Below are 16,999 nucleotides of genomic sequence, written 5' to 3' on the forward strand. Positions count from 1 at the left end.
GAGTGGATTATTGTTGCCTCTTCATCGTGAATATGAAGAGGCGGTAACAATTAGTCTTTGAGTGGTTTAAGAATGAGTTCGAGCTGCTGATCGGTGAGGGTGATATTAAAAAACGTTTTATAGAACTGCTGAGTCTCTTTAGAGATATCAATATGCGCTGTTTGTTCTGGATATAAAACAGTTGCTAACCATAAAAATTGTAAGGCTTCTTCTGTGGTTTCACGGCACCACCAAAATAAACCTTTAGGATTTGTATAAACTCGACCTTCACGTACCGCAGTAATAGATTGCCATTCAGGTGCATTTTTAATGATTTCAGTGTCTCTTGCATACATAGTGATAATGACATCAGGATTGGCATGAATAACTTGTTCTAAGGAAACATCACCTGCTCGGCTTGGTACATTATCAAACCAATGTTCTGCCACGTTAACACCGCCTGCAAGCGCTATCCAATCATGATTTAGTGAAGGCGAGCCTGATGTTCTTAATGGTGAACCAAAAGCATGATAGACCTTCATTGGTTTATTGGCACTTATTTCGCTTACCGCACTTTTTACAAGCGATTTATTACGCTGAAAGTAGGCCAAGTAATCTTTTGCTAATTGGTGGCTACTTGAACCCAAAATCTCACCCGTGATCAACGTTCTTTCTAGCAACGCATCCATTGAACCTGATTTTAATAATGCAACACTGATCCCTGCATTTTTTAGCGCTGTCATTTGTGCATCAGATAGCTTTCCTGTTGCAAAAAAGATTTGTGGTTGGCTAATGATTAATGTCTCGATATTTAGTGTGTCATTATTACCTTTACTGGATATTGAAGCTGTTTTTATTGCTGGGACAATCTCAGTAAAAAAGGGAATAGTTTTGACCAAGTCAGTTGTGGAAACAATTTTATCTCCCGCCCCAAGCATAGCAAGGATCGCATTTTGAGCATTCCAACTTGTAGCGACTCTTTCGGGCGAATCAGGAACCGTAATGGATTGGTTTTGATAATATTGAACAACTCTTTGCGCCTGTACATTAAAGGAGATACTGAGAGCCAAAGCTCCCAGTAATGTAATGCACAGGGTTTTGAAAAACCCTTGATACATTTTGTGATCCTCTTAGAGTTCAATGCTAACAGATGCAGATATTTGACGAGGTGTACCTAAGAAGGCATTAGCCCCACCAATAGCCCCGTTTTGGTTACCTGAGAAAATAGATGCCCAATAATGCTCATTAGTCACGTTATCTAAATTGAGGCGGAAGGTCGTTTTCTTATCCCAATATTGTGTTTGATAACGAGCACCTAGATCGAGCGTAGTATAGGCTTTTGCCCACATTGTATTGGTGGTATTAGCGGCACGCTTACCTGTGTAATGAATATTGGCGCTATAGATAACATTTGGCAAAGTAGGGTAATGGTATTCAGCTAATAAATTAGCTTGGTATTTTGGTACACCCACAACGTCTTTATCTTGAGTTTTCGCATTACCTGTATTAGTTAATGTTGGATCTAACCATGTCATGCTACTGAATACGAAAAGTTCATCAGTGACTTTTCCGTTAGCAATAAGCTCTAACCCACGGTTACGTTGTTTACCTTGTTCTTTAAATATTTTATCTTCCCCAGCGTAAGCAAAAGGGCGCTCTAATTGGAAAATAGCCGCATTTAAATTAAGGTCACCAATTTGCGATTTAACCCCCATTTCCCACTGTTCACTGCGATAAGGTTTTAGCACTTCATTTTTATTTTTAGCGTTATCTGGCGCAACATCACCTTCTTCTAATGAATCGGCATAAGAAACATAAGTCATCACTTCAGGAATAGGTTTAAACATTAATGCGACAGCAGGGCTTAAACCATTTTCAGTGTGATTTCCACCACCAGCACGATAAGACGTTTCTTTGATCCAGTTTTGGCTTAATGATCCCATTACTGACCATTGAGGATTAAAGGTAACGGTATCGCCTAAAGTAACGGATTGAACTTGAGAGCGGCTGTTTTTAGTGCGAGCAGCACCTGTATAGAAGCCTTCATTAGAAGGATCATCGTAGCGATGAGGATTATTGATGTCTTGAGTTGGTAATGGGAATTTACGGTCACTACCATTTGCACCATAAATATCCCAACGATAACCGCTAGTGGCGAGAACTAAATCATGAGAAAGTGTGCCGGTCATCACATGACCATTAACATTGACAGAATGACTTAAAACAGTAAAACGACCATAAGTTGATGGAACGGATAATTCTTGTTGGAATTGCTTACCATCATTAGTTAATTGGTTAGAGACAGAACGAAACCCACGATCAGCGGTTTGATAACCAATTGCTGCGCTCATTTGCCAATCTTCGTTAAAATCGTGCTTTAATCGGCTACTGACCGTTCTGGTGTGAAGATCAACACCCGCAAAAGCTTGACCATAGCCCGCTTTCGTTGGATCTGGCGCATCAGGTAATTTGGTGACATCTTTAGAATACGAAAACGCACCAGGGAAGCCCATTTTTTTAAACCAATAATCACTAAAATTCACTTCTAACACGGTATCAGAAGAGATATTCCAATCAAATGCAGTGCTGATTAACTGGCGACGTGTTTTGCTACCTGCGACATAACCTTTACCTTCATCATGCATTAGATTAATGCGATAACCAAAAGTGTTGTTGTCATCAATAAAACCACCTAAATCAAGATGACCTTTAAATTGATTATCGCTGACATAAGTTGCATTAAGTGAAGTTAAACGTTTTAAGGTTGGACGTTTTTGAGTGAAATTGAATTGTCCACTTGGGCTTGCTGGCCCATAAAGTGAACCCGTTAGACCGTTTATAATATCCACACGCTCAAGCATTTCGATAGGAAAAGCTGTGGTAGAAATAATATTTACACCATCTAAGCGGGAGTTAGCAACAACATTACCTTGCATCCCACGGTTTTGAGGACGTCCAACATCCATTCCTCCGCGAGCTTGCATTTGGGAAGAAGCATTATATTTTAAGATATCCGCAACACTGGTAACTTGTTGATTTTCAATCATAGATTGAGTAAAAGTATTTGTTGTGTAAGGTGTATCTAGCCATTTTTTCTCGCCTAATGGCCCCATATCAACTTCACGAGTAACAAATCCAGCACCGGCTTCACTATTATTCACTGGTTGTGCAGTAACGACGATTTTTTCAGCATTTTCAGCGGCTATACTTGCTGATATAGCTAATGTTTGTGCTATAGCACAAGCTATTGTCGAAATGATAAATTTCTTCACGATAGACTCCCAAAATGTATTTTTTAGTTATTTAAATCCATCGATATTAAAAAATTTATACAACGATGCTCATCGCAAATGTAATGCAATGTATATCATTGTATAAACATGTATATAACGAGGATGGGCGCCGACTATACACCGAATAACATGTAAATAAAATGATATATTTGCTAATAATAAGATTATGAAATTGTTTCTGAATTAAGATCAAAAAATGCCCGTTTAACCGGGCATTTTAGAAAATGAAACATAACAGAAGGGATATTGAGAAATTAATGCTCTGTTTTTTCTGCTACAGAACCATGATCATCATGTTTCTGGTGACGGTGATGACCATCGACCATGCTACGGAATGTTTGAGTAAAAGTATCCCCCAGTGTACATAAGTAGAAGTGTGCACAAATAAACATTAATGCCACGATCCCTAATACTAAGTGTGCTTTTAACATCCAATAGCCTTCACCAAGTACTTCAGGATATAAACATAGTAATCCAGTAACAAGTAACAGCGGCACTAAACCAAACATCACACCTAAGTAAGCGAGTTGTTGAAGTGGGTTAAATTTATCAGTTTCAGTTGCTGCGAAAGGATGTGGTTCGCCTTTCATTATACCGTAAAGATAAAAGCGAGCTTGTTTGATACAACGACCAATTAATCCATTAAATCTTACTTTGTAATGGACACCGTTACTGGTCGTTAAATTAATCAGGATAAAACCAATCCAGAATGCGATAAGAACAAAACCGCAGATCTTATGTAATAGCACCATTGAAGTGACATTTCCGATAGAGAAATGCCCTAAAAACCCGCTCAATAGTAATAGGATAAACAGTAAAGCATTACCCCAGTGCCAAAAACGAATTGCTTTAGAATATAAATAAACTCGCTCTTCTTCATAATGACCAGTGTGTTTTGGTGCAAGGGCATAGCGTAGTAAACCATGAATAACTAATACTGCTATCATAGCAACGATTAATAAACCTGCTGCCATTAACCATACAGGCCAATAATCTGGCGTATAATGGAGTTCTGCTCCCCAGATACTAGTCATGCTTTATCTCCCTGATGGATTTCTTTACGACGGAATAAACTTGGTTTTCCGACATTATCTAATTGGTATTGATAAACGGATTTTTGTTTGATCCATGCCTGAATTTCAGGTGAGTCGATGCGACCAAAAGCAAGTGCATCTGTTGGGCATACCGATACACATGCTGGTAATTCACCCTCAGCTAATCGAGTATCAGAACAGAAATTACATTTGTCTGCGATATGCGTCATTGGGTTGATATAACGAACATGGTAAGGACAAGCACCAACACAGTAATCACAACCGATACACAACTCTTTTTTCACCTGAACGATACCATTTTCATCAATAAAAGAGGCACCAGTAGGGCAAACAGAAACACAAGGTGCATCCTCACAATGTTGGCAAGAAACACGGAAAAATTGGTAATGTGGATTACCCGCTTCGTCGTCATGAGGACCTTGAATTTGGACTTGAAGTCGGCTAAATCCTTCTGGAATGTCATTGATGACTTTACACGCGACAGTACAAGCTTGGCAGCCAATACAACGTTTCTCATCATGTAACATGACAAATTGTTTATCATTATTGTTCATCGTTATTTTTTTCCTTAAGCCCGACTAATTCTGACACCTGATGTATGCACATCAGTACCTGATACAGGACTAATTTCATGAGGTAATAAGTTGCCACAGTGAACGCCTGTTGTAGTCGCTGCTGTTCTCGCACCTGCTTTTGCACCTGATCCCATATAAACAAATACGGTGTCAGGGCGAATGCCTTCAGTGATCAAAGCATGTGCTTTTTCTTTGCCTATACTATTTTCCAGAATGATTTCATCACCATGTTTAATTCCATGGTTTTTAGCTGTTTCAGGGTGAAGCCAAACAGGGTTTTCCCACATTAATTCAGCTAATAATGGTACGTATTGTGTTGCACCATTAGTGTGAACGGCGACTTTACCTTGAATAAAATAAAGCTCGTCTTTTTCTTTTAATGGGAAGTTGTGGAAGCGTGGAATACCGTAGTTTTCTAAACGGCTTTCTAATTCTTCAGAGTAGATTTCAATTAAACCACTTGGTGATTTAAATGAGAGTGCTTTTTCCATTGTATTGTTGCTATCAACATGCTTAATGGCATCTGGATATTGCTCAACAAAGGCTTTTACATAAGATGGTTCGCGTAATAACAGTGGAACGCCATAAGAGATATAGCCTTTTTTATGCATCTCTTTATAAAGTTCTTCGCTACCATTGACTTGATAAAGCTGTCTTACGCCCATATTTTCCCAAGGGAAACAAGCTTCTAATCCTAATGCTTTACCTAGTTCCATCCAAATTAACCAACTTGGTTTAGTCTCACCAATAGGTTCAACAACTTGCTGACGTAATGCATAAGCTGGGTTTAAACCTGAAACATCAGCAACTTCTTCATCACGTTCTAAATAGGTACATTCAGGTAAAAGATAATCGGCATAAGCGGCACTTTCACTTAAATAAACATCACAGCTAACAATTAAGTCTAATTTCTGTGCGGCTTTTTCTAGCTCAGGGCGACAACTTACTGTTTGGAATGGGTTATGACGAGACATAATCCATGCTTTTGTTTGATACGGTACGCCTTCTAATGTTGAATCAATAATAGACTGAACGATACCGCCGCCTTTATTGATATATTTGAACTGAGGCGCTGTTGCATCAATACGTTTTGCCGTAATTTCAGGCATACCTTTCACGCTTGGTTTTGCTAATTCAGGCGCAACATGAATACCAGCTAATTTATTGTATTTTGTCGCGGCTTTTTTCTGATACATACCGCCTTCACGTTCAATGTTGCCGAGTAACGCATTGAAGGTGAAGATCATTCTGCGCATATTAATTTCTTCTTTATTAAAAGTTGCGCGGTGACCAGGCATAATCAGTGCGTGAGGTGCTTTGGCTGCAATCTCACGAGCAATACGAACAATATCTTTAGCTGGAACATCAGAATGTGCTTGAGCCCATTCAGGCGTTGTGTCTTGTAGAACTTCTTTTAATTGTGGTAAACCAACAGTAAATTTCTCAACGAAATCTTTATCGTAGAGATCTTCTTTAATTAAGATATGACACATTGCCATTAAAACAGGTAAATCCCCGCCTGGGCGGATCGCAAACCATTCATCTGCTTTACTTGAAACAACAGATAAACGAGGGTCAAAACTGACTAATTTTGCACCACGTTCTTGTGCTGTCATTAATTCATGAGTTTCTGCAACTTCAATACCTTCATAAAGATTATGGCCAAAAGAGAGAATATATTTAGAATTCGCTAAATCCATTGCAAGATCACCACCCATCATAACGGATGCAGCAATGGCTTTACCCGCTGGGCAAGTGGTAGCGTGTGTAAAAGTATTTGGAGAGCCAAACGCAGCGGCCAAATGGAAAAGGTGAGAAGAGAGTGAACCTGATTTAGATGAAAAAGAGATACTTTGCGCACCATAATTTTGTTTTATGGTGTTCATCTTTTCGGCAATTTCTTTATAAGCTTGTTCCCAGCTTATCACTTCCCATTCACCAGCCCCTCTGGGACCTTTATGTTTCATGGGTTTGACAATCCGGTTTGGATCATTAACTAAGCTAACACCACTTCCGCCTCTTGCACAAACTCGGCTACCTTGATGTTCAGCGTTTCGATTTCCTTGGATAAAAACGGTCTTGTTGTTAACAACCTGAGCTTCTATCGGACAACGATAAGAACACATTTCACACAGGCTAGGTGTTAATTTTGATTGACCCTTAAGAGAATCTACAGGATTAAATGCAAGTGCACCCGGTGGTAAACTACTCATGGTACAACCCACACATCCTATCCCCATCCCCTTAATGAAAGAACGACGACTAATACTCATATAACCTCCAGTTTCTTCTTATAGCTAAATATTATATACGGACGGTTAAATAAATATTTGATGGCGTCTCCATTTTATTAATCCATAAGTGATAAGTTAGTTGTAAATAATAAATAATAGAGAATAAGAAGTTAATAAATGTCACTAAATAAATTAACTAAAATAGACAAAATTAAATGAGAATTATTTTCTTTTATTGAATGCTATTATAAAAGATTGGAGAGGGAGTCAGGGATTTTAATGGATATAGTAGTTGTTGTTTGTTCTTTTAAATTCATTAACTTATGTCATCAATCTGTTTTATTAAAGTGTATTTGGAATATATGATTAATAATAATTAAAATTTGACAAAAAAGCCCATCGATATATAATTATTTATATATCGAAATTTGGTTTTATTGTAATTTATTTGTTATTTAAAAATCAAAATAAATAATAATATTGACGCTATTTAAATCCAGTTTCTTCTTAAATTATCTTCTTATGAAAAATAGCTAACTTATTATTTTGATGATAAATACAAATAAAATAAAAAAATAAATCAGTGAACAATGGTGCGAGAAATGATCGATTAAACGTGATCAGACTGATACTAAACACGAGACAATTTATAAATTATTATTCATTATGTTTAAATATTAATTAATGATATTAATCGTTATAAAACTGTATCATGATTGTCAAAAAGAGATATTTTTTGTTTTATGTGTCTTAATTGCATTAATACTAGGTGAAGATGCGTAGGAAACGATAGGGCGAAATGTTAAAAAGATGGCGACTTATTGAACACAATAGGTCACCATTAGCCATTATTTTATGTGTAGCTATTCTTGTTTTTTTTCGTTGTTTGTTGTCTTTGTATCTTCTATATAGAAGGAAGGATTTAAAACAGCATGACAATTAAAACAAGACTCAGTAACAGAGGATAAACTCTTGCGTGCCATTTATCGGGAATACGGGATAAAAAGCGTTCAGAGATCTTCAAGCCAACCCAAGTGCTACAAATCAGAATAAGTGCAGCTTTTAGCCAAATATAACCAATAAAACCAGATTCACTATTTAAAGGTGACGTAAAAGAAAGGGCAACATAAGTGAAGGTTGCAGTGAGTGCTAAAGGTAAGGTTAATGCATTGGCCATTGCTGCTGATTGTACCATTGGTGTTCCTCTACGGCGCAATAAAGGTACTGTCATCACACTTCCTCCAACCCCTAGAAAAGCGGCAATAATACCAATTACTGTGCCATTGATGCTTTCTTTTGCTTTAGTGACTTTTTTTATGTTGTGAGTAGGAGACATAAAGCCGGGGCGAAAATAGCAGTCTAAAATAGTGATAAGAAGATAACCAATAAAGATCCATTTGATCCACGTACCTTCAACCGTTAAGGCGAGAAGAGCACCTAAGATCCCACCAAAAGCGATACCAATAAACAGTATGGACATGATATTCCAATCAAGCCTTTTGGCTTTATGGTGCTTAATGGTTGTGACTATCGCAGAAAACAACATAATTAATGCAGAGGTAGCAACTGCAATTTGCATAGCATGCTCAGCAGGTAAACTGTCTATTCCCCAGAGTGTCAGAATAAGAGTATAGAGTAAGGGAACAGTGACAAAACCACCGCCAAAGCCAAATAACCATGTTGTGATGCCTGAAATTAAACCAAAAGAAATCAGCCAGAGTGTCATTTCAAATCTCCTGTTGAGTCAGGAGATTAACAATATAGAATAAAGTGATGGCTTACCCACTCAATAATGACAAGTTTATACGAATTTAGGACAATTTTAATATTATGGGTAATATCGATATCAACAGTGTGGATACTCTTCCTCGTGATATTTTGGCATTAGGCTCTGATTATCCTTATGACACATTACTTGAAGCTCACCATCATCGACGAGCACAATTTTTATATGCCCCTAACGGGGTAATGAAAGTTAAAACAGAAGATGGTCAATGGATTGTATTACCTTACAGTGGCGTGTGGATCCCCGCAGAAAAAGTACATCAAGTGCTAATGTTGGGTAGTTGTACTTATAGTCTTTATATTGAGCCTAATAAAATTCCACGTCACTCAGAATATTGTGAGGTTTTACAAGTTTCGCCTCTGCTTCATCAACTATTACTTTCAGCCAATGAACTTCCTTTACTTTATGATTTAGGTGGGCGAGATAGCGCATTACTGACTTTGCTTTGTCATGAATTAGCTCAGGCTAAGCCATTACCTTATTTTACGCCATTACCACAACATGCTTTATTAGATGAATTGTGTACTGAATTTATGTCACAACCCAATATTCGCACGACACCAGAAATGTGGGCTGAAAAATTAAATAAGAGCCTACGTACTTTTACCCGTCTTTTTCATAAAGAAACAGGCCTCTCTTTTCGAGATTGGCGTCAAAAAGCGTGTTTAATGTATGCGTTAACGGCTTTAAAGAAAGGTGATTCAGTCACTGAAGTGGCTTTAGAGTTGGGTTATGAAAATCCGAGCGCTTTTAGTGCAATGTTTAATAAAGAGATGGGATATTCACCGAAATTGTTTTTAAAACAATTGAAAGAGTTTTAATAAAACTAACATATATAGGAATAACCATAATCATTGATGCTGATATTTATCAGATGATTTTTAAGTCAAATTATACTGTTCAAAAAAGAAACAAAAAAATTCCTTCCAATATCAGTGCGTTAAAACTTGATTAAAATAAGCTGAGAGGGGTAAAATATGCCCCGTATATCATTTGTGCGATATCTTTCCAAGTATGTTCCCTTAGTTAAATGGATATAACGAGCCCCTCCTAAGGGCTAATTACAGGTTCGATTCCTGTAGGGAACGCTCTAAATTCATTCTCATTAGTTCGTCTTAGTTCGCAAAATCCCTCAAAACTCAATATTCACAGTAATTTCTTTTCCGTTATAGTTTGTATTAGTTCGTTGATAACCGTTATCTTTATTGGGTAAATTTTTTACCCCGCATTTTTCGTATCCCGAACCAGAAGAGCTATTAGTGATAAAAGAATATAATTAAATCACATCATATATTTTTATATTAACCCAATAATATTTTAAATCAGCTCGATAAGATAATCACAAAAACTGAATTATCTTATAAGATCAACGCTTAATAAAAGTACCACTTGTTACGCATTGACAGTATTATGTATAGAGTTTATGAATATGCGAACTATGATGCTGCTCATCATAAGATAATTAGCGGAGAACATTATGAAGTATCGCCTGTGCGGTGTTGCTCTTTCAGTCGCCTTACTTTCAGGATGTGCAAGTACCCCTAATAATGGGGAGGGGCGCTCTGACCCATTGGAAGGGTTTAACCGCCAGATGTTTGATTTTAACTACTATGTTTTAGACCCCTATATCTTACGTCCAGTTGCCGTTGTTTGGCGTGATTATGTGCCACCACCCGCAAGAAATGGCTTATCTAACTTTTTAGGTAATTTAGAAGAGCCTGCAAGTATGGTGAACAGTGTATTACGCGGTGATTTTGAAAAAGGTGCAAAACATTTTGGTCGTTTCTGGATCAATACCGTCTTTGGCATGGGTGGTTTAATAGATGTCGCGGGTATGTCTAAAGAAACAATGGAAAAAGAAGTCCCAATGCGATTTGGTAGTACGTTAGGTCATTATGGTATGGACTATGGCCCTTATGTGGTTGTACCGGGCTATGGTAGTTTTACTGTCCGTGAAGAGGGTGGTGATTGGGCTGATTTAACCTATCCAATGTTGAGCTATTTAACGTTTTGGATGTCAGCAGGTAAATGGGCATTAGAAGGTATTGAAACACGAGCACAATTACTCGATTCTGATGCTATTTTACAAAACTCATCTGATCCTTATTTAATGATGCGTGAAGCCTATTTCCAACGTAACGATTTCCAAGCAGATGGCATGGTAAAAGAAAACCCTAATGCGAAAGCCATTGAAGATGATTTAGATTCCATTGATTAGTGAATTATCTTTTTAGCTTGATGAATAAATAAAAAATGGTCTTAAAAAAGACCATTTTTTGTATAAAAAGTATAGCGAAAAATTAGAAACGGTAGTTAAAGTTCATACCGTATAACCATGCTTTACCTGATGATTCAAACTCATACGTAGGTGAAAGTGGTGATTCTGCCAATTTTTCTTTAATTGTGACTTTTTTACCATGCATATACGCTAAGCCAACATCAACAGACATATCTTTGTTAAATGCATAAGTTGTACCTGCACTTAACCAGAAACGGTCTTGGTCTGGAATAGAGATTGAGCGTTTATCAGCCGGAACTGGGCTATCATCGAAGGCAATACCAGTACGGAATGTCCAGTTATCATTGTGATAATAGGTAGTACCTAAAGCCACACGCCATGCATCACGGAAGCCTTCTTCTTTCTTGAAGAGTTGTTGACCATCACTCTTACGTGTAGCTCTTAACTCTTCAAAGGCACTCCAGCTTGTGTAAGCGAAGTTATAGTGAACAGCCCATTTTGGTGCAACACGGTGATAAGCGGCAAATTCCCAAATTTCAGGTAAATTTAAATCTAGCTTGCCTGGGATAGTTTGACCACTGGTACCAATGATCCCCATCGAATCGAGAGCTGGCAGTGGCGGTAGATCATTTTGATATTCACCGTCTTTAAATTTCACTTTGATTTTAGAACGATAAGTGAAACTAACGCGGTTACCTTCATCAAATTCATATAATAAACCCGCGTTCCAGCCAAAGCCCCATGCATCACCTTTAAGTTGGGCAACTCGAGCTGAAGGTGATACTGGAAGACCAAGCATTCCTGGTAATTCACCAGCATGGCGAGTGATTTCAGCATCTGCGTAAAGAGCATTTAACCCTAAACCGACGCTAAATTGGTTATTGACACGGTAACCTGCACTTAAGTTTAGATTCATGGTTTTTAAATCAGTTTTACCGCCAATAATACCTGCAGCATAATCTTTTTTAAAATCAGTGGCTAAACCAAAGTTTGTTGTGCCTGATGCACCAATGGCCCATTTATCATTAATAGGGGCAACAAAGTGGATATTAGGGACTAATGCACTGGGTGCAATATCACCTGCGTTAGTACTTGCCCCTGTAAGTGGTGATTTACCTTTAATATCAACGCTTGGGTTAATGTGGATAGCACCGACAGAAAATTCGGGGCGATCAAACATCGTGAGTGCAGCTGGGTTTCGGCTACCTACGCTTGCGTCATCGGCGATAACGCCTTCCCCTGAAAATGCACGCCCTAGTGCTGAAGTAGAATATTCATTTAACTGAAAACCGGCAGCGCCTGCTTGAGAGGAAATTGCTCCTACAATGGCAGCTAGTGCTGTGCGAGTAAACAGGTTTTTACGGTTCATGACCTAAACCCTCATCATTTTTTTAAGTTAGTAACTTCTGATTAGAAGCGCTGGATTTTAGGTGCGGTTGTCGTTATGACAAATCAGACCAGTTGATTAAGTATAAAGTTGATTACCCCAAATGTTGCAAGTATGTTTTATAAATATTGCCATTTGGATTCAATAATTGGGATTTGGTTAACATATTTTTCACAAAACATCCCAATAAAGATATTTTTGATTGTTAAATAAACAGAATAATCAATTATTTTTGTAAGATTGTAATAAAATTTGAGCTAAAGCAGTTTATTTTATTTTTTTGCGATTATGATAGATAATTAACATTTCTTTCGTTGGGAGACTAAAATGGCAGACGCAATTAATCGTTGTAGTGCAGAAGAAACCGCTGCTTGCTGTTGTGTAGATGTGGGTACTATTATTGACAATAAGAATTGCACAGCGTCATATCAGCATGTCTTCGCTGATAAAGTACAAGCGCAAGCAATGTTAGATCAACTCAGTGCAAAAGCACAATCTATCGCTTCAGAGCCTTGCAAAATCAATCAACAATTTGCTGATGTTGAAGGTGGTGTTCAACTTACCGCTGATTTTACATTCTCTTGTGAAGCAGAAAACCTAATTTTCCAGTTGGGATTACGTTAATCCTCTGAAATTAATAGATTTAAGGCTGTTGAAATTCAACGGCCTTTTTTATATCCCTTCATCTCGCTATTATCTTTTCTATCATTATTGTTAAGTTTCAGACATTTCATCGAAATATTGAGCGCTAACTCCCACTTCTCGTAAAATAACGTTTCTGGAAAGTGAAATTTTTGTTAACACTATTATCAGGTCAGACCTCTTTGGTGTTAGGAAATCATTTTGTCAGGAGCCGTTATGAAGTCATCAACGAACAGTGCTATGAAAGATCGCATCGCCATTGTCAGCGGGCTACGCTTACCTTTTGCTAAACAAGCGACTGCGTATCGAGGAATACCTGCGGTTGAATTAGGGCGTTCAGTGGTTCAAGAATTAGTGACTCGCAATGAAATTCCTCCCGAAATTATTGATCAACTTGTTTTCGGACAAGTGGTTCAAATGCCAGAAGCACCTAACATTGCTAGAGAAATTGTGCTCGGCGCAGGATTAAGTGTAAAAACGGATGCTTATAGTGTAACAAGAGCATGTGCAACAAGCTTTCAGGCGATTGCTAATGTTGCTGAAAGTATGATGGCTGGGCATGTCTCTGTCGGTATTGCTGGTGGTGCAGACTCGTCTTCAGTTTTGCCTATCGGTGTTAGTAAAAAGCTTGCAGATGTTTTATTAAGCCTTAATAAGGCCAAATCATTAGGTCAACGATTAAGTTATTTAAGCCAATTACGGCTTCGTGATCTCCTTCCTGTAGCGCCTGCTGTTGCTGAATATTCAACTGGGTTACGTATGGGCGATACGGCGGAACAAATGGCAAAGACTTACCATATTTCAAGAACAGATCAAGATGAATTAGCGCATCGCTCTCATCAATTAGCAACGAAAGCATGGGATATGGGTAAATTAGATGATGAAGTCATGACTGCGTTTTTTCCGCCTTACAAAGAAGGCTTTCATCAAGATAACAATATTCGAAAAAACTCTATTCTTGATTCTTATGCCAAACTCAAACCCGCTTTTGATCGTCGTCATGGTAGTGTCACTGCCGCAAACAGTACACCATTAACTGATGGCGCAGCGGCTGTATTAATGATGAAAGAATCTGTTGCTAAAAGTCTTGGTTATCAACCTCTGGGTTATTTACGTAGTTATGCTTTTACAGCGACAGATGTCTGGAAAGATATGCTATTGGGACCATCATATGCTACACCACTTGCACTTTCTCGCGCAGGTCTTGCATTGAGTGATCTAACGCTAATTGATATGCATGAAGCTTTTGCCGCACAAACATTAAGTAATTTGACGTTATTTGCTAGTGAACGATTTGCTAAAGAGCAACTAGGATTATCCAAGGCAATTGGAGAAGTGGATATGGATAAATTTAATGTGCTAGGCGGTTCTATTGCTTATGGGCATCCTTTTGCTGCGACTGGCGCAAGAATGGTCACACAGACACTACATGAGCTTAAACGTCGAGGTGGTGGGTTTGGGTTAACCACTGCTTGTGCGGCGGGTGGATTGGGTGCAGCGATGATTTTGGAGGTGGAATAATGGAACAACAAACAACACTAGAAAAATCATCTGTTTTTCAATTCTCAGTACGCAATGACAAAGTGGGTGTCATTACCATTGATGTTGTTGGTGAAAAAGTAAACACACTAAAAGCAGAGTTCGTACAGCAATTTCAAGATGTTTTAAGGCAAGCTCAGCAACACTCCGGAGTAAAAGGATTAATTATCACTTCAGGTAAAACAGACAGTTTTATTGCCGGTGCGGATATCGCCATGATTGCGGGTTGTAAAACTAAAGAAGAAGCGAGTGCATTAGCAAAAGCAGGACAGGATCTTTTTACTCAACTTGAAAACTATCCATTGCCAGTTGTGGCAGCTATCAATGGCGCATGCCTTGGCGGAGGGCTTGAATTGGCATTAGCCTGTCATGGGCGAATTTGTTCTGATAATAGCAAAACACGTTTAGGACTTCCTGAAGTACAACTTGGATTGCTACCGGGCTCTGGTGGAACTCAACGCTTACCTCGTCTTATTGGTGTGACATCTGCGTTAGATATGATCTTAACGGGTAGACAAGTTAATGCGAAACGAGCCTTAAAATTAGGCCTTGTAAATGATGTTGTCTCACAAGATATTCTATTAGACGTTGCTGCTAAATGGATTTTATCGGGTAAAAAAGAGCAGAAAAAGCATTCGATGATGGATCGTTTTTGGGCAAACACAACGTTAGGTAGGAATATACTGTTTGGGCAAGCCAAAAAACGCACATTAGCTAAGACAAAAGGTCACTATCCAGCAGCAGAGCGTATTCTTCATGTTATAGAACGCGGTCTTGAAAAAGATATTCAAACAGGGTTTAAAGAAGAGGCAAATGCGTTTGGTGAACTCGCTATGACGCCAGTTTCATCTGCATTAAGACACCTCTTTTTTGCTTCTACGGCACTTAAAAATGAAACGGGATCATCTGAAAATCCGGATAATTTGCATCATATTGGTATCTTAGGGGGGGGGCTAATGGGGGGAGGTATTGCCTTTGTCACGGCGACAAAAGGTAATTTACCAGCAAGAATTAAAGATATCAGCGATAAAGGAATTGCTCAGGCACTTAATTATAGTTGGAAGGCGCTTTCTGCCAAAGTAAGTAAAAAAAGATTATCTGCACGCGAACGTCAGCGCCAAATGGGGCTACTCTCAGGTTCTTTGGATTACAGCGGTTTTTATCAATCAAATATTATTGTTGAAGCGGTTTTTGAAGATCTCGCTTTAAAACAGAAAATGGTCGCAGATATTGAAGAAGTAGGGAACGGTAAAATTATTTTTGCTTCAAATACCTCTTCACTTCCTATTCATAAAATTGCAGAAACAGCAAAATACCCTGAAAAAGTGATCGGGCTTCACTATTTTAGTCCCGTAGAAAAAATGCCTTTGGTTGAAGTTATTCCACATGAAAATACGGATGAAAAAACGATTGCTACAACAGTCGCTTTTGCTAAAAAACAGGGCAAAGTTGCAATCGTTGTTGGTGATAAACCAGGATTTTATGTTAACCGTATTCTTGCTCCTTATATTAGTGAAGCATTGACATGCTTAGTACAAGGAGAGCCTATTGAGAATATTGATAAAGCACTTGTTCAGTTTGGTTTTCCCGTAGGGCCTATTCAGTTATTGGATGAGGTAGGTATTGATATCGGCACAAAAATAACACCGATATTAGTGAATGCATTTGGTGAAAGATTTGCTTCTCCTCCTGCTGTGGATACCATTATTGCTGATAATAGAAAAGGTCGTAAAAATGGACGAGGTTTTTATCTTTATGCAAAACATGCATTACCTTTTTCATTAGGTAAAAGTAAAAAGCAGCCTGATCCAGCGATATACCGACTATTACAAATTAAGCCTAAAAACCAACTGTCTTCCTCTGAAATTACAGAACGTTGTTTATTATTAATGTTAAATGAAGCCGTTCGTTGTTTAGATGAAAATATTATAAAGCAACCACGAGATGGTGATATTGGTGCTGTATTTGGTATCGGTTTCCCTCCTTTTTTTGGTGGCCCATTCCGTTATATGGACAGTATGGGAACAACAAAGGTAGCAGAAAAGCTTAACCAACTTGCCGATAAATATGGAGAAAAATATCGCCCTTGTGAGCGTTTAGTTGAAATGGCTAAACGAAATGAACGTTTTTACGATTAATATCATTGTATTACCATTGCTTTTTCCTTTTGTGACATTTGTTTTGATTGAGGCGCTTAGGCGCCTTTTTTCTTGTACTTTTTGAGTCAAATTAATAATTGGTGAATTTTTAATGGAAAAAGAGGTCGAAAG

The 16,999-nt window shown here is 38.2% G+C and carries 12 protein-coding genes and 1 tRNA gene; 6 read left to right on the forward strand and 7 right to left on the reverse strand.

The features are described 5' to 3' along the window. Positions 1-50: 50 nt before the first annotated feature. The 6 genes from B6258_RS01300 to B6258_RS01325 form a co-directional block, all read right to left on the reverse strand. The gene (locus B6258_RS01300; RefSeq protein ID WP_099073758.1) at positions 51-1,097 is read right to left on the reverse strand and encodes an ABC transporter substrate-binding protein; all 1,047 of its coding nucleotides are present in this window, start codon (positions 1,095-1,097) and stop codon (positions 51-53) included. A 12-nt stretch (positions 1,098-1,109) separates the two neighbouring features. Beyond that, entirely contained in the window at positions 1,110-3,251 is a 2,142-nt protein-coding gene (locus tag B6258_RS01305) for a TonB-dependent receptor (RefSeq protein ID WP_240531503.1), read from the reverse strand. 275 nt (positions 3,252-3,526) lie between these two features. Then, entirely contained in the window at positions 3,527-4,306 is a 780-nt protein-coding gene (phsC, locus tag B6258_RS01310; protein ID WP_099073759.1) for a thiosulfate reductase cytochrome B subunit, read from the reverse strand. Next, entirely contained in the window at positions 4,303-4,881 is a 579-nt protein-coding gene (locus tag B6258_RS01315) for a 4Fe-4S dicluster domain-containing protein (protein ID WP_023581663.1), read from the reverse strand. The genes phsC and B6258_RS01315 overlap by 4 nt, the downstream gene beginning before the upstream one ends. A 14-nt stretch (positions 4,882-4,895) precedes the next feature. After that, positions 4,896-7,175, reverse strand: a complete 2,280-nt coding sequence (gene phsA / locus B6258_RS01320) for a thiosulfate reductase PhsA (RefSeq protein WP_099073760.1) — start codon at positions 7,173-7,175, stop codon at positions 4,896-4,898. Positions 7,176-8,058: 883 nt separating this feature from the next. Next, the gene (locus B6258_RS01325) at positions 8,059-8,862 is read right to left on the reverse strand and encodes a sulfite exporter TauE/SafE family protein (RefSeq protein ID WP_099073761.1); all 804 of its coding nucleotides are present in this window, start codon (positions 8,860-8,862) and stop codon (positions 8,059-8,061) included. Between the two features lie 104 nt (positions 8,863-8,966). Between B6258_RS01325 and B6258_RS01330 the strand changes: the two genes are divergently transcribed. From B6258_RS01330 to mlaA, 3 genes are all read left to right on the forward strand, one after another. Beyond that, positions 8,967-9,743 (forward strand): AraC family transcriptional regulator, encoded by a 777-nt coding sequence (locus tag B6258_RS01330; RefSeq protein ID WP_099073762.1) that lies wholly within the window; start codon positions 8,967-8,969, stop codon positions 9,741-9,743. Positions 9,744-9,938: 195 nt separating this feature from the next. Next, positions 9,939-10,010, forward strand: a tRNA-Arg gene (locus B6258_RS01335). A 389-nt stretch (positions 10,011-10,399) separates the two neighbouring features. After that, the gene (gene mlaA, locus B6258_RS01340) at positions 10,400-11,140 is read left to right on the forward strand and encodes a phospholipid-binding lipoprotein MlaA (protein WP_099073763.1); all 741 of its coding nucleotides are present in this window, start codon (positions 10,400-10,402) and stop codon (positions 11,138-11,140) included. A gap of 82 nt (positions 11,141-11,222) precedes the next feature. Here the strand turns inward: mlaA and fadL are convergent, their stop codons facing one another. Continuing rightward, positions 11,223-12,530, reverse strand: coding sequence for a long-chain fatty acid transporter FadL (gene fadL / locus B6258_RS01345; protein ID WP_099073764.1), 1,308 nt, complete (start codon positions 12,528-12,530; stop codon positions 11,223-11,225). A 345-nt stretch (positions 12,531-12,875) separates the two neighbouring features. On the opposite strand from fadL, the gene B6258_RS01350 reads away from it, so the two are divergent. From B6258_RS01350 to fadJ, 3 genes are all read left to right on the forward strand, one after another. Next, positions 12,876-13,172, forward strand: a complete 297-nt coding sequence (locus tag B6258_RS01350) for a YfcZ/YiiS family protein (protein WP_099073765.1) — start codon at positions 12,876-12,878, stop codon at positions 13,170-13,172. 234 nt (positions 13,173-13,406) lie between these two features. Continuing rightward, positions 13,407-14,711 carry an acetyl-CoA C-acyltransferase FadI gene (gene fadI / locus B6258_RS01355; RefSeq protein ID WP_099073766.1) on the forward strand — a complete coding sequence of 435 codons (1,305 nt, stop codon included), beginning with the start codon at positions 13,407-13,409 and terminating at the stop codon, positions 14,709-14,711. Then, entirely contained in the window at positions 14,711-16,867 is a 2,157-nt protein-coding gene (gene fadJ, locus B6258_RS01360) for a fatty acid oxidation complex subunit alpha FadJ (RefSeq protein WP_099073767.1), read from the forward strand. Before fadI ends, fadJ begins: the two co-directional genes overlap by 1 nt. Positions 16,868-16,999: the final 132 nt, after the last annotated feature.

Origin of the sequence: Proteus alimentorum (assembly GCF_002607735.1) — a bacterium.
GTDB classification, from domain to species: Bacteria; Pseudomonadota; Gammaproteobacteria; order Enterobacterales; family Enterobacteriaceae; genus Proteus; species Proteus alimentorum.